The organism is Pseudarthrobacter sp. MDT1-56 (genome assembly GCF_059383555.1).
In genome coordinates this window covers 198,047-220,682 of the sequence record NZ_JBWZCK010000005.1, presented here as the reverse complement: position 1 = coordinate 220,682, position 22,636 = coordinate 198,047, and the positions used below count along the sequence as shown (strand labels likewise).

Below are 22,636 nucleotides of genomic sequence, written 5' to 3'. Positions count from 1 at the left end.
CGGCCTCCTTATATGCCCGGCGGTGGTGCTATCCCCGCAGGGCGCTGGACGCTAGGCCGCCGTTGGAAGCGTTACGTAGCTGCCCTCGATGACGCTGGCGGCAACAACGGGTGTGCCGTCTACTGTGACATAGCTGCCACGGGTGACGGGGGGCAGGTTTCGCCCGCCAGCGACGGTGACGTAGCTGCCCTCGACGCCGGCGGGGACGCTGCCGGCGGGGAGAGTCACGTAGCTGCCGCCGCGCACTGCGGTGTCAGCGACAGTGCTAGCGGTAGCGGCCTTGAGGGTGGTTTCGGTGGTGGATGAGGAAGCTTCGGGGCGTTCGGTCAGCAAAGTCATGGGTTCTCCGTGGGGTTTCGGGATGAGGGCCATACAGGTTCTTGTGCCGCTCAAGCAGGAGGGCGGTTGCGCATTGTGTCGCTTGCCCCGCTGGCCCGGGTATGTTCACCGGTGCGGTACTCAAGGGCTACGGTGACCTGTACCTAAATTTACAGGCTTATCGTGAGCTACTCAGAATAAGGTGGGAAGACTCACGTTTACGTCGCGGCGTCCGGCCGGAACAGTGCTGTTCAGCGCCTCGCCACTGACGAAGGACGGCTGGCTGCAGCCGGACACCGCGGTCTGGGTGCTGCGGGACTAGTAATCCGAACCGGGTGAAAGAGCGGGCTGTCCACGTTTCTCAACAGGAACACCCGTTGCCCTATCACCTATGGTCGTTCTCAGCGCTGAGAACGACCATAGGTGATAGCGCATCGGGACGTGGGCGGCCCTTAGCGTCGCTTACCCGTTTCGGTATCCGTGATGTTGAACGACGCGTCCAGCTTCACCGTCGCTGATGTCCCGTCGGCCTTCCGGATGTGTGCCTCGTAGGCCGCCCCCTCCGCGTCGGTTTCGACGCGGACGACAGTCGCCCCAGGATTAGCGGCCTTCGCTGCCGCTTCCACACGGGCCGCAGTATCACCCGTCAGCAGCTCCTCGGTGATGCCGTTGGCGTGGTGGCCACCCTTGTTAGGGGAAGCAGACAGGGTTGTGGTGGTCGCTGCGCCGTCCGGAGCAGCCATTGCGAGATACATGCCGCCGCCAACGAGAACTGCCGTCAAAGCTGCACCCGCTGCGGCGTTTTGAACTGTTTTCATCACACGCTCCTGATTCCGCGGTCAGGCCCACCGGTGCTTTTGCTGACCGCTTCACGTCCTTGCCATCGCGCCCCAGCAACGCCCCGCGCGGGTGGATGCAGACACTGTGGATTCTACGCATTTGCCGGGGTGGCGACTAGGAGAATTCAGGACCATGATGTCAGCCCTGGGAGTCCCGCAGACGCGACTCCCCCGCCGCGTAGATGTCCAGCAGTTTCCGGGCGTGCTCGCCGTCGGGACCTTCCTCCGCAAGCGCAGACCGCATGCCCTCCAGCTTCTCGGCTCCTGCCGGGAAGGGCGGAAGCAGCGGGATGTTCGGGTCCGTCAGGACTTCCAGGACCGCGGGCCGGTCAGCGGAAAGTACCTCGTCCCATGCAGCGCCCAGCTGCGCCGGGTCGTCGACCCGGACGCCCTTCAGCCCCAGCAGTTCCGCATAGCCGGCGTAGGGGAAGTCCGGGATGACCTGGCTGGCGGGGAACCGCGGTTCGGCCTCCGTTTCGCGCTGTTCCCAAGAGACCTCGGCCAGGTCGCGGTTGTTGAAAACGCACACCACGAACCGCGGATCCGCCCAGTCCCGCCACCGGTGCGCGACAGTGATCAACTCGGCCAGGCCCAACATTTGCATGCCGCCGTCCCCGGCCAGCGCCACCAGCGGCCGCTCCGGATGGGCCAGCTTCGCGGCGAGTCCGTACGGAATGGCGCAGCCCATACTGGCGAGAGTTCCCGACAAATGCGCCGGGACTCCGGAGGGCAGCACCAGCTGGCGGGCATACCAATAGACGCAACTGCCGACGTCGAGACTCATCTGGGAGTCGGCGGGAAGCCTTCCGTTGAGCTCGCGCACCACCCGTTCCGGGTTGACGGGTTCGGCTGCGATGCCGGCGCGTTCCGCTGACAGCTCGCGCCAGTCACGCACCTGGGCTTCGACGTCGGTTCGCCACTGGGTGCGTGAGGGCTGGTTCGGCGTCCGGTCAAGCCGCGCGGTCAGCTCGCGCAGCGTTCCGGCGGCGTCGCCGACCAGGCCAATTTCCACCGGGTACCGGTTGGCGATCTTGCGGCCGTCGATGTCGATCTGCACAGCCCTGGCCGTGCCCGGCTTGGGATAGAACTCCGTCCAGGGATCGTTGGATCCAATGATCAGCAACGTGTCGCAGTTTTCGAGCAGGTGCGCGCTCGCCGTAGTGCCGAGGTGGCCCATGGTGCCCGTGGCGAAGGGAAGCGTCTCGTCAACGTACGGTTTGCCCAAGAGACTGGTGGTGATTCCTGCGTTCAGCTTTTCGGCCAGGGCAACCACCTCGTCCTGCGCGGCGCGGGCACCTTGGCCGACGAAGAGTGCGATCCGCTCGCCGTTTGCAAGGATCCCTGCGGCGGCGTCCAGTTCCTCCTCCCCCGGCAGCACCCGGGCGGGGCTCCAAATGGGAGCGGTAACCACGACGCCGTGTTCATGCGCCAGCTCGGGGGCCTCCGCGGTTTGGATGTCGTGGGGCACGATCACGACGCAGGGGGACTTCGTCTCCAGTGCCGTGCGGAATGCGCGGTCTATCAGCATGGGCACCTGCTCAGGGGAGCTGGCCAGCTGCGCGAACTGCGCGGCGACATCCTTGAAGAGCGTCAGCAGGTCGATTTCCTGCATGTAGCCCGAGCCCAACACTGTGGTGCTTTGCTGGCCGATGATCGCCACCACGGGGACACTGTCCAGTTTGGCGTCGTACAGGCCATTGAGCAGGTGGACGGCGCCGGGACCCTGGGTGGACGTCACGACTCCGACTCCGCCCGTGTACTTTCCGTGCCCCACCGCCATGAAGGCTGCTGCTTCTTCATGCCTTGCCTGCACGAACTCGATGGCGTCCTCCGACCGGCGAAGGGCACCCATAAAACCGTTGATGCCGTCTCCGCTGTAGCCGAAGACCCTGTCCACGCCCCAGGCTTTGAGGCGTTCCACGATGAGGTCTGAAACCGTTCGCTGAGTCATGCCAAGGCTCCTGTAGTCAGTCGGCGGATACTGTCTGCGAACCATCGTAAGCACACTGAGGGATACGGTCACGGCAAAGCTCGAAGGCGGGAGCCTCGAGTACTTCAACAGCGAGCGGCCCTGCCGTCCGCCGTCAGCCCCCAAGTCGTTCGAGGCGGCTTCGCCAACAATCCCTGGGAGTGACGGTCCACAGCAGACCCCGTAGCCTCGTCGTATGGGGAAGATCATCCGGCTTTGGTTTATAGGCATGTCCGCGCTGTTAGCGGGATGCTCGGTGGTGCCCGGTTCGATCGCCGAATCTGAACTCCCGGGCGGACTTCCGGCGGAAGCAATCACTGCGATGGCAGGCTCTTCTACTCGGGGTCCCCTATATCCTTTCCCTGAAGCGGGCTGGCTCGATGACGGGGCGAAATTCGCTGTCGTATTGGGCGGCAGTTCGAGCTGCCCCGCTTACCCGTCTTCCATCGAGGTCCTCGATGCACATCACCTCAAGCTTGGTATCGACACCCGTGGCGGACCGACTTGCACCGCAGACCTGGCTCCCCGCACTTACGTCATCAGGACCCCGGCGGATGTGGACGTCTCGCGTGAAGTAACGCTCGAATACGGAGGAACGACTGTCGTTCTGCCGCCGCAGTAGGCCACGTCTGGCTCCGTGAGCCATTGTTTTCCCCTTGGACCGGCCCTACCGTGAAGGGACGGTCAGCCGAAGTGCAGGTGCGGGCATGCGGATTTTTTCCAGGTCATCGCGCTGGCTCCTGGTGTGCATTCTGGCCGCAGGTATCCTCGGCGGCGCCACACCGCCGGCGCCTGCCCCTTCCGCTGTGCCGGTCACCGGACCCCCGCATCCCGAGCAGGCCTACGCGGAGTTGGACTCCTTCCTTCAGGAGCAAATCGAGGCCCTCGGAATTCCGGGCGCCGCTGTCGCCATCGTGCAGGACGGGGTCCGGGTGCACACCGCCGCCTTTGGCCGTGCCGATGACTTCGGACGGCCGCTGACCGCGCAGACGCCGGTACTGCTGGCCTCAACCAGCAAGACCCTCACCGCCATCGCCGTGATGCAGCAGGTGGAGGCCGGCCGGCTGCGGCTGGATGAGCCGGTGCAGACCTACCTGCCCTGGTTCACTCTGGACGACAGCCGCTCGTCCGCCATAACCGTCCGCCACCTCCTCCATCAGGCCAGCGGCATGGCCTCGAAGGACACGGCCTTCGAGGCCTCCGACGCGCAGGGCCCGGAAGCCCTCGAAGACGGGGTGCGCGCCCTGTCAGAATCCCCGCTGGCGGGCGAACCGGGCGCGGCCTTCCGTTATGCCAGCGCCAACTTCAACATCGCGGGCCTCCTAGTGCAGACGGTCTCCGGCCAGCCGTTCGGCGACTACCTGGAGCAGCACGTCTTCGGACCCCTGGAAATGGCCGACAGCCATCCGACCCGGGCTGATGCCCGCGCAGACAACGCGGCCGCCGGCTACTCGCGGTGGTTCGGCGCGTTTTGGCAGCAGACCGGCGTCCCCGCTCCCACCACCGGAATGCCGTCCTCCACGATGTACTCCTCGGCCGAGGACCTCAGCCACGAACTGATGGCCCTGCTCGACGGCGGCCGGTACGGCGACGCCCGGATCCTCCGGCCGGAGAGCGTTGAGGCGATGTTCGAGCCGCGGGTGCAGGTGAGCGAATCCCAGCACTACGCCATGGGTTGGTTCACCCGGCCGCTGGTGGAGTCCACCGATCCCGCAGCACCGCCCGTCCCTGAGGAGACGTTGCCTCTTCTCCTGGAACATCAGGGCGAATGGGGCAACAGCCACACATACCTGGCAATGGTTCCGTCCGCCCGTCTTGGCGTCGCGCTGGTCATCAACGGCAATGACACGGCCGCCCCGTCACGGCTGAAGGCAATCGACACCAACCTCCTGCGGATTCTCCACGGCCACGCACCGGTGCCGGCGGTGGTGCACGAGGACTGGCTGCAGCGCTACAGCTGGGCGGTCGCGCTCGGACTGCTGCTGGCGGAGCTGCTGAGCCTGTGGCTGGTGCTCCGGTTCCTGGTGCCGCGGAACCATGCCCCTGTCCGGAAGCCGTGGGTTCCCCTGGCGTGGGCCGCGGCGGCCCTCGCCCTCGACGTCTTTGCGCTGTGGCTGTGCCTCAGCTACGCCCCCGCCCGGTTCGACACCCACCTCTTCGTCATCATCCGTCAGTTCCCCGACGTCGGAGTGTTCCTGGTGCCAGTCCTTGCACTGGCTATCCTGTGGCCGGTCCCGCGGACAGTGTGGTTGCTTACTATGCGGGGCCGGCCGTCAGCACTCTGAGGGGACCACAATTCCCGGGCCGCGGCACAGGCAAGGCGGCACCCAACCAGAGTGCCGCCGTCGTACTTCCTTTCTGGCGACTCACGACGTTACGGGACGAGTTTGACGTCCTCGCCCCGGAGATGGGCGCGGAAGCCGTCGTCCTGAACCGCGACGTCCTGGAGCACGAGGCCCTCGGGCAAGCCCTCGATGTCGTGCTCGATGGTCACGAGCCCGCGCACGACGGCGGCGGTGGCGTCGGAGAGGAAGTCCGGTCCACCTAAGTCGATCGAGCGTGGTTCGACAACGAGCCTGCCGGCCTCGACCTCGACCGTGCCGGTGGCGGTGACGCGTAGTTCGCGGCCCAAGACATTGACGGTGCGAATCACCATGGCCTGGCCGCCGCCGGCGGAGCGGACGACTGTCCCGTTACCGAGCTTGTTGGCGACTACCTCGAACGGCACGGTCGCATCGACGGCGAGCTGTGCAGCGACCAGACCGTCCGGGCCAGCGACCATGTCCTGCCCGACGGTCCGGACGTCGCGGAGTATGGAGCCCGCGGTCACCACTGTCCCAGCGTCCAGCACAAGGTCGGCGAGCCACACTTCGTCGTCGCGCAGGCCGGCGGGAGGCTGTGCGACCGGCGGTCGGTCGGCGCCCGCCGGTGGAGCCGGCACTGGCCCTGCCTCGCCGCCGCCCGCCGGGTCGCTCACAGCCCACCAGAGGATCGCGGCCATCACCCCCAGGACGAGGACCATCCCCGTAGCACCGATCAGCCAGTCCTTCACACGCGTCCACTCCATGAGGACAGTCTGATGGCTCGCCCCCTGGGGCGCGAAACACCAAGACCGCCGAGTGTGGCTGCTCGTGACAATCGCCGCACCTCCACGGGCCCCGTAGATAGACTGCAGTGGTACGTGTCCCTCGACTTATTAGGAGAAGTTCATGAGCTACAGCCCAAGTCCGTCCGAGAAGCCGGTAGCAGCCGGCGACCTGGACCGCAGCCATATCGGTCAGACTGTGAGCTTTGAATCCAACGACTTCACAGTTGTCTTCGGAACACTCTCCGGCGTGGCCCGGACCGACGCCATGGTGTACCTGTCTCTTCAGGGCGTGGGCGGCGGCACCCATCTGAAGGACGAGTACGACCTGCCTGTCAGTCAGAACGTCTATCTCCAGATGGATCCCCTGAGCACCGCCGGCAAAACCCTCGCCGACGCGGAACGGGTCATCAAGGAGAAGTTCGACGAGATCAAGAAGAACCTCCGGGACCGGGAACAGAAACCCGGTTCCGAGTAACCCGTATCCAGCCAGCGCGGAACCCCGCAGTGCCCGCCACTGCGGGGTTCCTCTGTTTGTCACTGTGCCAAGGGGCAACGCCCACGCCCAGGACGCGGGCGGCGCCGTCGTGGTGACATGCTGGCCACCAGGACGCCAGGTGGGCGGCCCTTAGCGCTTCTGGCGGCCCGGTGCGCCGCCCGAACCGGCGGCTGACACCCCGGAGCCCTGGAGCCACCTTCATCCAAAGGGGCTCAATTTCCGGCGAGCATTGCGGGAGTGCTGCCCCCCGCTCTCGCCGCTATTTGTCGACCTTGAGAATTTACGACAACGTATCTCGAACATCCGAAAGAATTTGTTCTTCTCATTCGTAATATTGACGACGATCATCGCCCCGCTTACGTCATCAGTACACGCTGATTCTGAAACCCAACCCTCCCTGTGCTAATCCGGTAGGTATGTCTTCTCTATCCGAATCTTCAAAGACGACATCAGCCGCTGAAGAACGCAGCGCCCGTGTCGCAGTCGCTCTTTTTCCCGTGCTTATCCTGGCCGGAGGAGCCGTAGCGCTTGCCGCCCCAACAGCCTTCACAGGGCTCGCCCCCTGGATCAACCCTCTCCTAGGACTCATCATGTTCGGGATGGGGCTAACACTCACGCCCCCTGACTTCGCCGTCATTGCCAAACGCCCTATCCCGGTGGTGATCGGAGTTGTTGCGCAATATGCCATCATGCCGTTCCTGGGCTGGTTGATCGCAGCGGCGCTGGGGCTGCCCCCTGCGCTGGCCGCGGGCGTCATCCTGGTGGGCTGCTGCCCCGGCGGAACGGCTTCCAACGTCGTTTCCTACCTGGCCAGGGGTGACGTCGCTTTGTCCGTCGCCATGACGACCGTTTCAACTCTGCTTGCTCCGCTGCTGACCCCGGTTCTGGCATTGTGGCTGGCCGGTCAGTACATGCCGGTGGACGCCGGTTCGATGGCGTGGTCCATCGTCCAGATCGTGCTGTTCCCAGTGCTGCTGGGACTCTTGATCCGATTCTTCCTGCCGCGCCTCGTCAACCGTGCACTGCCTGCCCTTCCCTGGATTTCGGTACTCGCTATCACCACTGTGGTGGTTGCGGTGGTTGCCGGAAGCGCAAAGGCCATTTTCGCAGCCGGACTTCTGGTTCTCGCGGCCGTTATTCTGCATAATGGCCTGGGGTATGCCCTCGGCTACGCTGCGGCCCGTTTGTTCCGGCTTCCGGTTCCCTCCAGGCGTACCACTGCGATTGAGGTCGGCATGCAGAATTCAGGCCTTGCAGCAGGGCTCGCACGGCAGTATCTGACTCCCGAAGCGGCTCTGCCGGGTGCTATTTTCTCAGTCTGGCATAACGTTTCCGGTGCGGTTCTCGCAGCTTATTGGCGCCGCAGCAGCACTCCTGCCTCACGCGACAGCGAGTCTGTTCCGGCGGCTGCCAACTAACCCCGGCAGACCACCGCGCCGAACCCGGCGAGGCCGCCCGGTATGCTCGCGGTGGTTCAGCTCGCGGTGGCGCCAGCCCGACGTCGCCGCTCCCACCGCTGGAATGCCATCAGCACGCCGTACTCCTCGCTCGAAGACCTCAGCCACCAACTCATGGCTGTTCGTCGGCCTGTCCGCTAATGTCCAGCGCGAGTTAGAAGCAGTGCCGCCCATAGGATGAGGCAATGGACTTCGAAGGCACGCTCTGGACGGTTTTGGGGGCCGGGCTGGTTCTGCTGATGCTCGTTGATGTCTTTCGTACGCTCCTTTACCCGCATGGTTCCGGTCCTTTGGGCCGGGCGATCATGCGCGGATTCTGGCTCGTGTCCAGAAAACTGCGGGGCCGGGGCTCTTTCATCGCAGCACCCTTGGCCATGGCCGCTGTCATTGGCGCCTGGGCCAGCCTGGCGGCCATCGGCTGGGCCCTGCTCTATCTGCCGCATCTGCCGGACGGATTTGTTCATGGAGCCGGGGTGCCACAGCGGGGTGACTTTGGCGAAGCGCTGTACATCTCCCTTGTCACTCTTTCCACTGTGGGGTTCGGTGACATCGTGCCCGCGCATCCGCTGCTCCGGCTGGTTGTGGCCCTCCAGGCCGTCACCGGTTTCGGGTTGCTGACGGCAACGGTCACCTGGATCCTGCAGATGTTCCCGGCCCTGAACCGCCGCCGGACCCTGGCCCACCAGCTGAACCTGTTCAGGGAGGCGGCAGGTCCCGCGGGTGTATTGTCGCTGGATCCCGGGCATGCTGCCGGGCTGCTGGAATCCATGGCCGGAAACGTGGCGGCGGTGAGCGTGGATCTGCTGGCGTTCCATGAAACCTACTACTTCCGTGAAGTCGAGCAGCGCGGGTCCCTGCCGGCGACGGTGGCCTACGCGCAGGAACTGGCATCGCAGGCCCAGCGGAGCGAGAGCCCTGAGCTCCAGTTCGCCGGACGGATGCTCCACGCGGCGCTGGACGCCCTCGCGGAGGTCCTGCGCGGCAAATTCGGCCATGCAGGAACCACAACTTCCGATGTGTTCGACAGCTACGAGCTGCACCACCGGCACGCGCGGCGCGGGTAACTAGAACGAAGGCAGCCACCCCGCCCGCTGAGCTTGCCCAGCGGTTCACACGACACAGCCGCTATTGGGGTCCTCGGGGCTCAACGGCGCCCCTCCCTCCCTAGTTGTTCCACGCATATCAGCCGGCACCCGCGGAATCCCGGGGTTCCCCGGGGCCGAAACGGGCTCCTGAACCGAGCACCTGGGATGGGACGTCGTGAGCCGGAAGCCCGCGCGGCCCGGCGCCGAACTGTTCACCGCGGTCCAGTCCCCCGAACATGGGCCCCGCCGTCGCCGCTTCACACGCCGACGCCGGCTCCGAGTTGTCGTCGAACTCTCTTGGGACGGCTGCCGCCAAAGCAAAAGCCAGCATCAAGACTAACGAGCGCAACGGGTCCTTTGACCTGCAGTCACACCGGGGAAGCCGCGGCGAGTTGACCGAGGAATCCCTGGCCGCCTTCGCCAGCTCGCTGAAGCTGGGAGAGAAGGTCCGCTTCAACATCGAGACGAATGTGGAAAGCGGCCAGATCGGCGGCGAGGTCATGGTGGCGCTAACCCAGACCGTGGTCGCGGAAATCCAGGCCTCCGGCATGGCGGACCGCATCTCCGTGCAGTCGTTCGACTGGTCATCGCTGAACCTGACCACAGAGATCGCCCCGGCACTGCCGCTCGTTGCGCTGTCCAGCGGCGACGCCTGGCGCGCGGTCGGCCAGCCCGGCGCCAGCCCAAACCTCGGCGGCATCGACATCGACACCTACGGCGGATCCCTCGCCATGGCAGCGGCAGCGGCAGCGGCAGGGGCAGGGGCAGCCCAGGGCTACGACGGCGGGCGGCCGTGCGACGGCGCCTGCGGGTGTGTGGCGGTCAGGTTGATGCCCCGCGCACGCAGGCACTCGACTGCTACCGTGGGCAACAACGACACTGTTCGTCCGCTCATCGAGGAGCACCCCCATGGCGCGCACAACCCGGTCCGCCGACGACAGCATCCGCCGTCTTCGCCCCTACAACGTAGTGGCTGGCTCACTTCACCTGGTCCAGGCCATCGGCTTTGCGGTCATCCTCACCATGCTGAGCACCCAGGTCACGTTCGGTGTAACCGCGGACTACTTGGCGGGTCCTCCTGGCTTCCCGGTGCCACCCGAGCGCGTAGAACTCTTTGCCGTCAACGTGGGTGCGGGCGTTGTTGTGTTCCTCGCCCTCTCCGCGCTGTTCCACTTCGCCGTAGCGTCGCCCCTGTTCTTCCCGCGCTACGGTGCCGGGCTTCGAGCGAACAACAACTATTTCCGCTGGGTCGAATACTCACTCAGTTCGTCCGTGATGATCTGGCTGATTGCCCAGACCACAGGGATCACCGATATCGCCGCCCTGCTCTCGCTCTTCGCCGTCAATGCCGCGATGATCGGATTCGGGGCGCTGCAGGAAAAATACGAAAAACCTGGCAGCGGCAATTTCCTGCCCTTCATTTTAGGGTCCCTGGCCGGCGTGGTGCCCTGGATCGTGATCCTGGTCTACTTCTTGTCCCCTGGGTCGGGTAGCACGGTGGAGCCGCCGGCCTTTGTCTACGGCATCATCATCTCCCTATTCCTGTTCTTCAACACCTTCGCGATTAACCAGTGGCTCCAGTACCGCCAGGTGGGTCCGTGGCGCGACTACCTCTACGGCGAACGGGTCTACATCACACTCAGCCTCATCGCCAAGACAGCGCTCGCATGGCAAGTCTTTTCGGGCGCCATCATCCCCGCGTTGACCGGCTGACCGCACCCCGCCTAGACATGTGACAAATCAGTCACCTATCCTGGAGTTATGGACGCCGTATTCAAGGCCCTGGCCGACGCCACCCGCCGCGATCTCCTGGATGAGCTCTTCCGGGACGACGGGCAGACCCTCCACGCCCTTGAGGCCCGCTTCGAGATGACCCGCTACGGCGTGATGAAGCACCTCAAAGTCCTGGAGGACGCCGGCCTGGTGGTGACCCGCCGTCGGGGGCGGGAGAAACTCCACTTCCTGAATCCGGTGCCCATCCGGCTGGTCCACGACCGCTGGGTGAGCAAATATGCCGAACCATGGGCCGCTGGCCTCAGCGACCTCAAAACCAGATTGGAAAGTCCCATGGAAAAGATCTTCGAAATCTACATCAAGACCACCCCGGAACGGCTCTGGGAAGCCATCACGGACGGCGAGATCCGCAGCAAGTACCAGTTCGGGTCCGTCATCACCTCGGACTGGACGACGGGATCCCGGTTCCAGATGGCGCCCCGGGGCGGGGAACCCCTGGGCGAGGGCGAGAACCTGGAGGTGGACCCGCCCCGCCGGCTCGTCCAGAGCATGCGCGCGCTCTGGGGCGAGGACGTCAAGGCTGAGGGCACGTCCCGGGTCACCTGGGAGATCGAACCGGTGGGCGATTCCTGCCGGCTGACCGTCACCCACGACCAGCTCCGCGAGGGCGCCAATGAACAGCTCTACGGCGGCTGGCCGATGATCCTCTCCGGCCTGAAGACCTGGCTGGAAACCGGCGAACTCCTCACCACCCCGGGCTCCCTCATGTACACCTGAGGCGGCCGGCGGTAGCCTGAAAAGCAGATGACGGGCCACACCGCCCACCGCTTCCGGGCACGCCGGGCAGCGCCGAAAGCCGGGCAATCCCACAGGCTCAGACCCGCCACCGGGAACGGGGAGGGGCGATGTCTACACTCGCAGACGGCCGGGTAGCCTATGCCGAACGGCGCTGGCCGGACGCCGTCGGGCAGTACACCGCGGCCGACCACGACGCCCAGCTTCCGGCCGGCGATCTGGAGCAGCTGGCCACCTCCGTCATCCTCACCGGCCGGGGCTCCGAGGGAGTGGACATCCTGGCCCGGGCGCACCTGAAGTACCTCGCCGACGGCGACTACCCCGCCGCCGCCCGTTGCGCCGTCTGGACCGGGTTGAGCCTGATCCTGCTGGGCGAACCGGCCCGCAGCGCCGGCTGGCTCGCCCGCGCCCACCGGATCGTCGAGGACCTCCCCGAGCCCTGCCGCTTCGAGGGCCTGCTGTCCGTCCCCGCCGGGCTGGGCGCCCTCTACCAGGGCGACGGCGCCGCCGCCACGGCAGCCTTCACCCGGGCCGCCGACCTCGGCCGGGCACGAGGCGACGCCGACTCCGCGGCCCTCGGCACGCTAGGCCTCGGGCAGACCAAGGTCATGCTGGGCGAGGTCGACGACGGCCTGGCGCTGCTCGACGAAGCCATGGTCGCCGTCACCGTCGGGGAAATCTCCCCGGTCCCCGCCGGGATTATCTACTGCGCGGTGATCGAAACCTGCCATCTGGCCTTCGACCTGCACCGCGCCCACGAGTGGACCCGGGCGCTGGACCGGTGGTGCGACGCGCAGCAGAGCCTGGTGTTCTTCAGCGGCCAGTGCCAGATGCACCGGGCCGAGCTGTACCGGCTGCACGGTGCCTGGACCGAGGCGCTCGACGCGGCCAAAACGGCGCAGGACTTCGCCTTCCACGGCGACCTGATGGCCACCTACGGCGGCTTCTACGAACAGGGCGAAATCCACCGGCTCCAGGGCGACTTCGACGCCGCCGAGGCCTGCTACCTGCACGCCCAGGAGACCGGATTCCCGCCGCAGCCCGGACTGGCGCTCCTCCGCCTGGCCCAGGGCAGGCCGGAGCAGGCCCAGTCCCTGCTCCGGCAGGCCATGGACGGCGTCGACCCCGCGTACCGGCGCCGGATGCTCGCCGCCCGGGTGGAGATCGAACTGGCAGCAGGCGACGCAGTGGCCGCACGGGCCGCGGTGGAGGAGCTGGTCTCGCTGTGCGCCTCGATCGACATGCCCATGCTGCACGCCCTCGCCGAGCAGTCCGAAGCCGCCGTCCTGTTCCACGAAGGGGACCCCCAAGCTGCCCTGGTCCCGCTTCGCCGAGCGTGGTCCCGCTGGCTCGGCCTCGACGCACCGTTCGAAGCTGCCCGCTGCCGAGCCCTGCTGGCCCGGCTGTGCGCCGCGCTCGGCGATGAGGAATCCGCCCGACTGGAGCGTGAGGCGGCCCGGGCAGTATTTTCCGAGCTGGGCGCCGCGCCGGCGCTGGCGGGGCTCGAGCAACCGCAGTTTGAGCAACCGGTGCTTGAGCAATCGGTGCCCGGAGCGCCGGACGCCCGGACAACCCCGGCGCGGACAGCCCCGGCGCCCACCACCGGGAGCAACGCCCACCACGCCGCCGACGCCGGGCCGCTCACCGCCCGCGAGGCCGAGGTGGTCCGGCTCGTCTCCGCCGGGCTAAGCAACCGGGCCATCGCCGCCGAACTGTTCATCAGCGAAAAGACGGTGGCCCGGCACCTGAGCAATATCTTCACCAAGCTAGGCCTGACCTCCCGGACCGCGGTCACGGCCTACGCCTACCAGCACGGACTCGCCTGACGTGCCTCCCTGCACAAAAATACCCATCCACCGGCCCGCCTGACCTCCCCGGCACGGGCGAAATGGGTGATTCGCCCGATTCGCCACGGCGCGAGGAAAAATAGCGTTAATGGCATGAACGTTTACGTGCTCGCAGGAATGGTTTCCACCGGCCTCTTCGCCGTGAGCTACCTGCCCATGCTGCTCAAGGCCCTGCGCACAAGGGATCTTGACTCCTACAGCCTCGGCTACCTCGCGCTGAGCAACGTCGCCAACGCCGTGCACTCCGTCTACGTCTTCAGCCTCCCGCTGGGGCCGATCTGGCTGTTGCACTTCTTCTACGTCGTCGCCTCCGCGCTGCTGCTCATCTGGTACCTGCGCTTCCGTTCCGGTCCCGCAGGCACCCCCTTTACACAGCAGGCACAGCCGGCACAGCCGGCACAGCGTTCATAACCACCCACTGCACCTGCAACACCAAGGAGCCACCACCATGAACACCACCCCAACAACCGACACCGGCGGCGGCGCTGGCACGGCCGCCGTCGACACCGTGATCATCGGCGCCGGTCAGTCCGGCCTGGCGCTGGGCTACTACCTGGCTCAGCAGCACCGGAACTTTGTCGTTCTCGACGCCGGCACCCGGGTGGGCAACGCGTGGCGCAGCCGCTGGGACTCGCTGCGCCTGTTCACCCCCGCCAAGTACGACGGCCTGCCCGGCCGGCCCTTCCCGGGCGACCCCCTCGCTTTCCCCACAAAGGACCAGCAGGCGGACTATCTGGAGGACTACGCCTCCCGGTTCCACCTGCCGGTCCGGCCCAACACGGCCGTCACCCGGCTGAGCCACGACGGGCAGCGGTTCCAGGTCACGGCCGGGACGCAGCGCTGGACGGCGGCGAACGTCGTCCTCGCGACCGGTGCCTGCCAGCTGCCCAGGACGCCGGGCTTCGCGGCGGAACTGCCGTCCGACGTCGTGCAGCTCCACTCCCACCAGTACAAGAACCCGGCCCAGCTCCGGCCCGGCCCCGTCCTGGTGGTGGGGGTGGGCAACTCCGGGGCGGAGATCGCCCTGGAGACCAGCCGCACACACGACACCTGGCTGGCCGGCAAGCCGAGCGGCCAACTGCCGTTCCGGCACGGCCGGACCGCGGCCCGCTTCGTGTTCCCGGTGATCCGCTTCGCCGGGCTGCATGTGCTGACCACCAGCACGCCGGTCGGGCGCAAGGTGCTGCCCAAGATCGCTGCCATGGCCAGGCCGCTGATCCGCACGAAGGTCGCGGACCTGGCCGCCGCCGGCGTCCACCTGGTGCCCCGGGTCACCGGAGTTGCGGACGGGGAAGTAGTACTCGACGACGGCCGGCGCCTTCCGGTGGCAAATGTCATCTGGTGCACCGGCTTCGCCGAGGCCTACCCCTGGCTGGACATCCCGGCGCTGCCCGCGGACTGGCGGGAGCAGCAGCACCGCGGGATCGTGGATGCCCTGCCAGGCCTGTACCTGCTGGGGAAGGAGCTCATCTTCGCCGAAGCATCGGAAACCCTCCCCGGCGTGGGCCGGGACGCCAAATACCTGGCGAAGCAGCTCGCCGCCACCCGGGCTCCGCAGCCCGCGGCTGGCGTCCAGAGCGGGCTTGCGGCCTAGCGCAGGCGGAGACGTCCCTGGCCAGGACGGACCGGGAAGGGACGACCAGCGGCCCGCGCCGGGACCCTTCCGTGATCGTCCGCGGGCTGTCAGAGTTGAGCGATGAATGAGGAAACCGGCGGTCTTGTCCTGAACCTCGAATACACGCTCGATGCTCCCCCGGAGGAAGTCTTCCGGATGCTGACGGAATCAACCGAACTGGTGAAGTGGTGGGGTCCGCACGGCTTCACCATCCCCGCAGCCGAGCTGAACCTCACGGAAGGTGGCCGCTACGGATTCCGCATGGCTCCGCCGGAGGGCGAACCGTTCCACCTCTCCGGCGAGTTCCTGGAGATTGATCCTCCCTGGCGCCTGGTGTACACGTTCCGCTGGGAGGAACCGACACCGGACGACCGGCAAACCGTCGTCGACCTCTCCCTCGGGATTACCGGCGAGGACACACGCCTGGCGCTCTCGCAGGGACCGTTCCTGACGGAAGAGCGGCTGGCCCTGCACCGAAGCGGATGGACCGAGTCGTTCGAGAAATTGCAGGCGGTTCTGGGTAGCCGCACCTAAGGGCGGCGGCGTCAAGCGCCCCGGCAGACCCATGCTTGAATTTCACTAGCCCAAGAAATGAGAACTCTGACGTGAACCTGAAATCGGCCTGGACGCCATAAGTGTTTACCACCGGACTGGTGCTGGCCGCCGTCGTCATGGGGGCCGGGATGCAGCGCATCACTGGAATGGGCTTCGCCCTGGTGGCCGCTCCCTTCCTGGTCCTGCTCCTCGGACCGGTGGAAGGCGTGGTGCTGGTGAACCTCTGCGGCGCCGTGACAGCCGGTGCCATCATCTTCCGGGTGGTCCGGGACATCGACTGGCGCCGGTACGCCGCTCTGGCCGCCTCGGCGCTCCTCGGGATCATCCCGGCGGCGTTCCTGATCCGGCTGATCCCCCGGCCGTCCTGCAAATCTCGATCGGTCTCCTTCTGGCTGTCGGGCTGACCGTCCTGCTGGCACTGAAATCTGCGAAACTACCGGCCCGTCGCCGTTATCTTTGGACCGCCGGAGGCCTGAGCGGCTTCATGAACACGGCGGCGGGCGTGGGCGGGCCTGCGGTGAGCATGTACTCCATCGCCACCGGCTGGAACCACCGTTCGTTCGCGGCCACGATGCAGCCCTACTTCTTGACCATTGGATGCTTCTCGTTGATGTCCAAGGCGATTACGGCTCCCGAAACCTTCCCTGTCCTCCCGTGGGGCATGTGGCTGGCTGTGGCCATCGCGTGCCTCGCCGGGCTAGTGCTGGGCGACGTCAGCGCCAGGCACGTCCCGGCGAGGACTGCCCAACTGCTGCTGATAGTTCTCGCCTATCTTGGCTCCGCCGCAACTATTGTGCGGGGTGTCCTGGACATCCTGGCCTAGGAGCGCAAAGTGGCCGCCATGGCAGGATTCAGTCAGTCCGATGACCTCCGTCGCGCGACGCTTGAGCGGGTCGCGGCGATCGGACGGATGAGGTCAGAAGCTGCCTTTCCGCCCTGCCGATCCATACATTAAGGCGTGTCTTGGGTGGGGCCATTGCCGCGTGCGCTGCCCTGCAGTGCGACGTCGATAAGGATTTCCGCCGCCGCCCGCGCGTGGCGCGCAGGTTCGGCGCTGGCAGCTATCGCCGCGGTCGTTATGGCGCCTTCGGCAAGGATCGCGAGTTGCGGAGCCAGCGATGCTGGGGCTCCGGCTTCGTCCGCCAGCTGCGCCAGATATGTCTGGAAGTGCTTTTTGTGCTGCCTAACGATGTCGGTGATGTTCCCGGAAGCGCCGCCCACTTCCCCAAAGGAGTTGATGAAAGCGCACCCCCGGAATCCCTCGGAAGCGAACCAGCCAGCCAGGAAATCATAGACGGCCAACAGCCGCTCGCGTGGCTCCAGGGTTGATTCAACCTGGGCCGTTACGCCGGCGGTCCACATCCGCTGCCAGGCGAACAGCACCTCTTCCACGATGGCTTCCTTGGAGGGGAACAAGCGGTAGAGGCGCTTGAGTGGGATGCCGGATTCGGTCCGAAGCTCATCCATCCCAACGGCGGTGAAGCCCCGGGCATAAAAAAGCTGACCGGCCGCGGCTAGGACCAACTCCCGGGACGCAGCGTCGTCGGGCCTTTCGGCGAGCCGACGCGGGGCGCCGGCGCTCTCTGCTGTGCTCACCGCCCGAACCTCCCCGGTCTCTCCGCTTGCCTAGATAACGATCGTTCTCTATTCTAAAGCAACGATGCGAGAACGAGCGTTCTACCAGGGGTTGGAGAGATCCGCCCCCGGCTTTCGTGACCGTACCGAGAACAGGGCGCTATGACATTGGGCCTGTGCGCAACGTCGGCAGCCCGCCCATGGCTGTCGGTCCGAAACTATGAAGGCGCCATGAACCTTTTGGAAGAGCAGATCGTCCCGTCAGGGCCCGAGGCGGCCCGGGGCTTCCTTACCGGACTGCTCCTGCGCACTGCACAGGGGGATCACCAAGCGTTCAGTGAGTTCTACCGCCACACGTCCGGGCAGGTCGCAGGGCTGGTCCGGCGGGTCGTCATCGACCGGGAACTCAGCGAAGAGGTGGTCCAGGAAGTATTCATCGTTGTCTGGCAGGATGCAGCGAAATACCAGGCGCCCGTCGGCAGCCCAATGGCCTGGCTGATGACCATCGCGCACCGGCGGGCAGTGGACAAAGTCCGATCGACCCAAAGTAGCCGAAACCGGGACGAACGCTGGGCGTCAACCGCACCGGCTGCCTACGACGGCGTCCTCGACACTGTGGCAGAGAAGATGGACGCCCGGACACTCATCACCTCACTGGCATGCCTATCGACACTGCAGCGCGAATCCATTGTCCTGGCCTATTTCGGTTCGCTGACCTACCGGGAGATCGCGGTAATGCTCTCCGTACCCCTGCCCACGATCAAATCCCGAATCAGAGGCGGCCTCCAGAAGCTGAGGACGCAACTTGAACCCGCGTAGTCAAGCGATGCCCTCAACGGGGCAACCCGCTGAGAATCCGACTGACACCGCCAAACACGAGCCGATACAACAGGGCACGGCGGAACCATCCTTGGTGCCGTTGTTGAGCGTGACCTTGGACCACCAACTCCAAGCCGTCATCAGCCTGGACCCACCCCGTGACACCGTCCACGTCGATATCGACGGAAGCCTCACCCGCTTCACCCGGGCAGCCCTGGTCGACGTCACTACAAGAATCCGTAAGCTACGGGTCAGCTCGCACATCCGTGTGCACCTGGGCAGCGCCGCGTTCGTAGAGTCGGGCTCCCTCGCCTGGCTCCGGACGGATCTGCAAGCCAACGTCGGCCGGGCCGGCGGAGGGCCCGCCCACGGACGAGTCTCACTTGAAACAAGCTCCCCCGAAAGCGGCGCAGCCTCGCGGCTCACTCTCTCCGGCATCACCTTGCGCCCTGCCCGCCTGGGTGATTTCACAAGAGTTGACCTGCTGACTGCCAGCGACTTCCTCTTCGCCTGGCTCGATGACGCTCTCGGTTGCCCTGGGACCAGGGTCTCAGCAATGCTCGCACTGTACGAGCACATCGGTCAGGAAATCTCAGGCAGGACCCGTACCCGCCAGACCTGATGGCGTTGAAGGTTCTCGTTTCTTAGAAGAACGTCCGGGACCGTCAGAGGCCGGGCGCACACGGCAGGACCGGTCCGGTACGCCCGGGGCTCCGAATCTCCTCTGAAACCACGGAGAGAAGGTGAGCATGAGCGTTCAGCAGGAAACCGCCCCTAGGGAAGTGGCCACGTTGCGGCTGCACATCCTGCCCACGGACTTGGGTCCCTGCGCGGTCCGGATCCAAAAGGGCGAGGGTGGCGTGCGTTCCTCGTCATGCATCCCGGATGTCTACCTTCACGGCGCCGCGGGATCCTGGACTTCATTCCTCCCGCTGCTCGTCGGTGCTCCGGCCAACGACCGGGTACTGATAGATCTCCCGGGCTGGGGCGACTCCACGAAAGGTGTCCGGCTGGAGAATTTCAGCATCGAGGCGGTGGCCCGCGCTATCACCGACGTGCTGAGCTCACTCGGCTACCGCCGGTGGAACCTGGTGGGCCACTCAATGGGCGGGTTCCTGGCGCTGCACATTGCCGCGGCCTGGCCGAATCGGACCGCCGGTGTAGCCACCATTTCGGCGACGACGTTCGACGCGGCCGAGGCTTCAGGGAGGCCGCTGCGCAGGCTGCGCAGATCCCCCGCGTTGGTCGGCATGCTGCTGCTTATGCGCACATTGGCCGCCCTCGGCCCGTGGGGCCCGGCACTGGTACATGCAATTGCCCCGACAGCAGCGATGAGACTTCTGCTGTCCCCCTTCTTCGAATATCCCGCGACCATTTCCGCGAGGGTTATTCGTCGGCTCGGTACGGACGCCCGTCCATCCAGCTTTGTCGCGGCTGCCCATGCCGCAGCGCGCTACGATTTTGGGCAATGGCGCGCTATCCGCTGCCCGGTGCTGGCGACCCGCGGGGACAACGATATCTTCACCCCCCGATCCGACCTGGTCCGGTTGGCGGCTGTAGTTCCGCACGCCCAGATGGTCACGATCCCCTGCTGCGGCCACTTCGCCAACATAGAGCGGCCGGAGCACATTCAAGAACTGCTCGAGGGCCTACGGTCCAATCTGGACACCGCTGACGGTGACCAAACGGGTACACCACACCCGGCGCCGCCGGGTGTGGAACGGTGACTCCGGCACCTCGTGAGTCCGGGAGCCGGGGAGCACTGCGTCAGTGGCTCCGCCCCTTGGCCATTTGACCCCGCGTCGTAAGGGGTGTCGAAGTGTTCACCCGGGGTCCAGTTCCCCGAACACGGCAGTCCATCTCGTCTTCCTAGGGTTGTCGGGTCGCCGGCGCAGCGCCGGCAACCGTCATCCGGGAGGAACCATCACCATGCGCACATCCCTAACTGCCGCGGCCGCTACCGCGCTCATCGCCGCCCTGGCGGGCCCCGCCGTCGCCGCTTCACACACCGAAGCCAGCTCCGCGCCGTCGTCGAACGCTGCCGGAACGGCCGCCGTCAAGGCGAAAACCAGCATCAAGACCAATGAGAGCAACGGGTCCTTTGACCTGCAGTCCCACCGGGGAGGCCGCGGCGAATGGACCGAGGAATCCCTGGCCGCGTTCGCGAACTCGCTGACGCTGGGAGTGACCACCCTGGAGCTGGACACCCACCTGACTGCTGACGGCAAGGTCATCGTCTGGCACGATGACACCATCCAGGCGGACAAATGCCTGGACACGACGCCGGCGACGCCGGGCGACGCCGCCTTCCCGTACGTCGGCGACCGGGTGGCCGAACTCTCGCTGGCCCAGATCAAAACCCTGGACTGCGGCTTCGCCCAGCTGAAGGGGTACCCGGAGCAGGATGTGATCGAGGGCAACCGGATCGCCGAGCTCAAGGACGTGTTCCAGCTGGTGCGCGACGCCGGCGCCGAGAAGGTCCGCTTCAACATCGAGACCAAGGTGGAAAGCAGCCAGATCGGCGGCGAGGGCATGGTGGCGCTGACCAGGGCCGTGGTCGCGGAGGTCCAGGCTTCCGGCATGGCCGACCGCATCACGGTGCAGTCCTTCGACTGGTCATCGCTGAACCTGACCAAGGAAATCGCCCCGGAGCTGCCGCTCGTTGCGTTGTCCAGCGGCGACGCCTGGCTCGCCGTCGGCCAGCCCGGCGCCAGCCCCAACCTCGGCGGCATCGACATCGACACCTACGGCGGATCCCTCGCCAAGGCGGCGGCAGCCCAGGGTTACGACGTCATCTCCCCCGCCTTCCGCTCCGTCACCCCCGGCATGATCGCGGAGGCGCACGAACTCGGCCTGCCGGTCATCCCCTGGACCGTGAACACCACGGCGGACATGCACCGCCTGATGGACCTCGGCGTGGACGGCATCATCACCGACTACCCCACCCGCCTGCGCACGGTTATGGAAGAGCGCGGGCTGAAGCTGCCCAAGGCCTACGAGCTCGAGGGCTGATTATGCGCGCTGGGAGATGTTGAGAATGTTGCCCTCGCTGTCCAGGAACCAGGCGGACTTGCCCCAATCGCTGGTGGCAACGCCGTTCTCCGTCTTCAGGCCCGGGAAATCGTACTCTTCAAAGGCGACACCGCGGCCCCGCAGTTCCTCCATCTCGCGTTCGAGGTTGTCCGTCTCCCAGCCCATCTGGGTGTTCTTGGCTGTCCCTGCGTTCTCTGTCTGGTAAACGAGAAAGCCCGTTCCGTTGCCGCAGCGGTACATCACACTGTCGTCCTCCATGGACTCGGAGGGTTCCATTCCCAGCTTGTCCCGGTAGAAATCCTTCGCCCTGTTGATGTCTTTCGCGGGGAGGACGGCCATGATGTTTGAATCCTTGAGCATGATGATTCCCTTCTGTGCGTTGATGTATCGCAGCGATGGCGTGCACCCCCCGGTGTCGGTCCCCGGAATGTCCTTGACCGGGGCCGTGACCGCCCGTTGCGCCGAGCCGGGGCGGCCACCTGGGACTCTTCAACGCCGCGCCACCCATCACCGGCGCCAAGGCCCCCGAAGATTATGTGGCCATTATGGACCGATCTGGGCCTGCCGAAATAGGGGTGAAAATTGCCGGCAGTGTGACTGGGCAACAGGGCAACAGGAACCCGGCGCAACGAAAGGCTGTCGGCATTCCCTTTCGGAACGTGGACAGCCTCTCTTTGCGCCCGACGGCGGTCGTTCCGGCCGCCGTCGTGCTCCGGTCTTACTTAGGCCATGGCCATGGCGCCGATCTGCCGCATGATGCTCATGTTGTCGGTGGTGCCCCAGTGCTCGGCTACCTTGCCGTCCTCGACGCGGATGATGTCGGTGCAATCGAACTCAACATGCTTGCCGGTTGGCGGGACGCCGGCCAGCTCCCCACGATGGGTGCCCGTCAGCACCACGTGGCATGCCTCCAGGTTTCCGGCGCTCAGCGAGGGAACGATCTCTTTGACCTTGATGTCCGGGAAAGCCGACCGCATCGTGTTCACGAAGAATTTGACGCCTTCCCGTCCCGGCGGTTGCCCGGGGAGGCCCTCCTCGTGATCCACGTAGCTCTCCGTCGCCAGCTCATCAACGAGGTCTAGGTTTCCGCTCTCTAGTACGTCCCTGTAAAACCGCTCTATCAGTCCAATACCTTCTGACATTTCCGACTCCTTGTAGGCGAGAGACCGAAATTGGATTCCCCAGCGAGTTGCTCGGGCATGCCGTACGAACCAACGCCGCCGGACTGCCACTCCGGGCAGGGACCCGCGCGGAGCGCCGAGAAAGACTGCGAAAAAGTTATGTGGAACGGGCGAAATGCCCTGTTAAGGCAGAACCTATTCCTGGTCTTCGGGCATGTCAAGATCGCGTTGCTCGCCTCCTGGCCGGGCCCGCCCACCCCCCCGATTTTTGTCAGTCCGGGGCCGTAGTC

At 65.8% G+C, this 22,636-nt stretch carries 22 protein-coding genes and 1 pseudogene; 16 read left to right on the top strand and 7 right to left on the bottom strand.

Features of this window, described 5'->3' with window-relative positions; all coding sequences use genetic code 11:
• Positions 1-51: 51 nt before the first annotated feature.
• The 3 genes from AC50YC_RS09310 to AC50YC_RS09300 all read right to left on the bottom strand — a co-directional run bounded on the left by AC50YC_RS09310 (position 52) and on the right by AC50YC_RS09300 (position 3,108).
• Positions 52-339, bottom strand: a complete 288-nt coding sequence (locus AC50YC_RS09310) for a hypothetical protein (RefSeq protein ID WP_494953249.1) — start codon at positions 337-339, stop codon at positions 52-54.
• Between the two features lie 431 nt (positions 340-770).
• Positions 771-1,136 (bottom strand): hypothetical protein, encoded by a 366-nt coding sequence (locus tag AC50YC_RS09305; protein ID WP_494953248.1) that lies wholly within the window; start codon positions 1,134-1,136, stop codon positions 771-773.
• Between the two features lie 160 nt (positions 1,137-1,296).
• Entirely contained in the window at positions 1,297-3,108 is a 1,812-nt protein-coding gene (locus tag AC50YC_RS09300) for a thiamine pyrophosphate-requiring protein (RefSeq protein WP_494953247.1), read from the bottom strand.
• Between the two features lie 214 nt (positions 3,109-3,322).
• Here AC50YC_RS09300 and AC50YC_RS09295 point away from each other — a divergent pair, with 214 nt between their 5' ends.
• Both AC50YC_RS09295 and AC50YC_RS09290 read left to right on the top strand, forming a co-directional pair.
• Positions 3,323-3,748, top strand: coding sequence for a hypothetical protein (locus tag AC50YC_RS09295; protein WP_494953246.1), 426 nt, complete (start codon positions 3,323-3,325; stop codon positions 3,746-3,748).
• Between the two features lie 85 nt (positions 3,749-3,833).
• A complete protein-coding gene (locus tag AC50YC_RS09290) occupies positions 3,834-5,411 on the top strand; it encodes a serine hydrolase domain-containing protein (RefSeq protein ID WP_494953245.1) in 1,578 nt (525 codons plus the stop codon).
• A gap of 89 nt (positions 5,412-5,500) precedes the next feature.
• Here the strand turns inward: AC50YC_RS09290 and AC50YC_RS09285 are convergent, their stop codons facing one another.
• On the bottom strand, positions 5,501-6,193 hold the full coding sequence (locus AC50YC_RS09285) for an LmeA family phospholipid-binding protein (protein WP_494953244.1): 693 nt from the start codon (positions 6,191-6,193) through the stop codon (positions 5,501-5,503).
• Positions 6,194-6,335: 142 nt separating this feature from the next.
• Between AC50YC_RS09285 and AC50YC_RS09280 the strand changes: the two genes are divergently transcribed.
• The 10 genes and pseudogenes from AC50YC_RS09280 to AC50YC_RS09235 all read left to right on the top strand — a co-directional run bounded on the left by AC50YC_RS09280 (position 6,336) and on the right by AC50YC_RS09235 (position 16,621).
• A complete protein-coding gene (locus tag AC50YC_RS09280; protein ID WP_494953243.1) occupies positions 6,336-6,689 on the top strand; it encodes an MATH domain-containing protein in 354 nt (117 codons plus the stop codon).
• Between the two features lie 437 nt (positions 6,690-7,126).
• On the top strand, positions 7,127-8,128 hold the full coding sequence (locus tag AC50YC_RS09275) for a bile acid:sodium symporter family protein (RefSeq protein WP_494953242.1): 1,002 nt from the start codon (positions 7,127-7,129) through the stop codon (positions 8,126-8,128).
• A gap of 224 nt (positions 8,129-8,352) precedes the next feature.
• On the top strand, positions 8,353-9,231 hold the full coding sequence (locus AC50YC_RS09270) for a potassium channel family protein (protein ID WP_494953241.1): 879 nt from the start codon (positions 8,353-8,355) through the stop codon (positions 9,229-9,231).
• Positions 9,232-10,161: 930 nt separating this feature from the next.
• The gene (gene heR / locus AC50YC_RS09265; protein ID WP_494953240.1) at positions 10,162-10,965 is read left to right on the top strand and encodes a heliorhodopsin HeR; all 804 of its coding nucleotides are present in this window, start codon (positions 10,162-10,164) and stop codon (positions 10,963-10,965) included.
• Between the two features lie 48 nt (positions 10,966-11,013).
• On the top strand, positions 11,014-11,763 hold the full coding sequence (locus tag AC50YC_RS09260) for an ArsR/SmtB family transcription factor (protein ID WP_494953239.1): 750 nt from the start codon (positions 11,014-11,016) through the stop codon (positions 11,761-11,763).
• Between the two features lie 128 nt (positions 11,764-11,891).
• Positions 11,892-13,607, top strand: coding sequence for a LuxR C-terminal-related transcriptional regulator (locus AC50YC_RS09255; RefSeq protein WP_494953238.1), 1,716 nt, complete (start codon positions 11,892-11,894; stop codon positions 13,605-13,607).
• A 114-nt stretch (positions 13,608-13,721) separates the two neighbouring features.
• Positions 13,722-14,039: a hypothetical protein gene (locus AC50YC_RS09250; protein ID WP_494953237.1), complete on the top strand. Its 318-nt coding sequence runs from the start codon at positions 13,722-13,724 to the stop codon at positions 14,037-14,039.
• Positions 14,040-14,076: 37 nt separating this feature from the next.
• On the top strand, positions 14,077-15,222 hold the full coding sequence (locus tag AC50YC_RS09245) for a flavin-containing monooxygenase (protein ID WP_494953236.1): 1,146 nt from the start codon (positions 14,077-14,079) through the stop codon (positions 15,220-15,222).
• 102 nt (positions 15,223-15,324) lie between these two features.
• On the top strand, positions 15,325-15,777 hold the full coding sequence (locus tag AC50YC_RS09240; RefSeq protein WP_494953235.1) for an SRPBCC family protein: 453 nt from the start codon (positions 15,325-15,327) through the stop codon (positions 15,775-15,777).
• A gap of 137 nt (positions 15,778-15,914) precedes the next feature.
• Positions 15,915-16,621, top strand: a pseudogene (locus tag AC50YC_RS09235) (sulfite exporter TauE/SafE family protein).
• 128 nt (positions 16,622-16,749) lie between these two features.
• Here the strand turns inward: AC50YC_RS09235 and AC50YC_RS09230 are convergent.
• A complete protein-coding gene (locus AC50YC_RS09230; protein ID WP_494953234.1) occupies positions 16,750-17,394 on the bottom strand; it encodes a TetR/AcrR family transcriptional regulator in 645 nt (214 codons plus the stop codon).
• A 210-nt stretch (positions 17,395-17,604) separates the two neighbouring features.
• On the opposite strand from AC50YC_RS09230, the gene AC50YC_RS09225 reads away from it, so the two are divergent.
• The 4 genes from AC50YC_RS09225 to AC50YC_RS09210 all read left to right on the top strand — a co-directional run bounded on the left by AC50YC_RS09225 (position 17,605) and on the right by AC50YC_RS09210 (position 21,204).
• Positions 17,605-18,192, top strand: coding sequence for a sigma-70 family RNA polymerase sigma factor (locus AC50YC_RS09225; RefSeq protein WP_494953233.1), 588 nt, complete (start codon positions 17,605-17,607; stop codon positions 18,190-18,192).
• 103 nt (positions 18,193-18,295) lie between these two features.
• Positions 18,296-18,814, top strand: a complete 519-nt coding sequence (locus tag AC50YC_RS09220) for a hypothetical protein (protein WP_494953232.1) — start codon at positions 18,296-18,298, stop codon at positions 18,812-18,814.
• A gap of 127 nt (positions 18,815-18,941) precedes the next feature.
• Positions 18,942-19,919, top strand: a complete 978-nt coding sequence (locus AC50YC_RS09215; RefSeq protein ID WP_494953231.1) for an alpha/beta fold hydrolase — start codon at positions 18,942-18,944, stop codon at positions 19,917-19,919.
• Between the two features lie 202 nt (positions 19,920-20,121).
• Positions 20,122-21,204 (top strand): glycerophosphodiester phosphodiesterase family protein, encoded by a 1,083-nt coding sequence (locus AC50YC_RS09210; protein WP_494953230.1) that lies wholly within the window; start codon positions 20,122-20,124, stop codon positions 21,202-21,204.
• Here the strand turns inward: AC50YC_RS09210 and AC50YC_RS09205 are convergent, their stop codons facing one another.
• Together AC50YC_RS09205 and AC50YC_RS09200 are read right to left on the bottom strand one after the other, a co-directional pair.
• Complete coding sequence (locus AC50YC_RS09205) at positions 21,205-21,585, bottom strand: VOC family protein (protein ID WP_494953229.1); 381 nt, start codon at positions 21,583-21,585, stop codon at positions 21,205-21,207. It abuts the gene before it with no gap.
• 362 nt (positions 21,586-21,947) lie between these two features.
• Positions 21,948-22,367, bottom strand: coding sequence for an ester cyclase (locus tag AC50YC_RS09200; protein WP_494953228.1), 420 nt, complete (start codon positions 22,365-22,367; stop codon positions 21,948-21,950).
• Positions 22,368-22,636 lie beyond the last annotated feature (269 nt).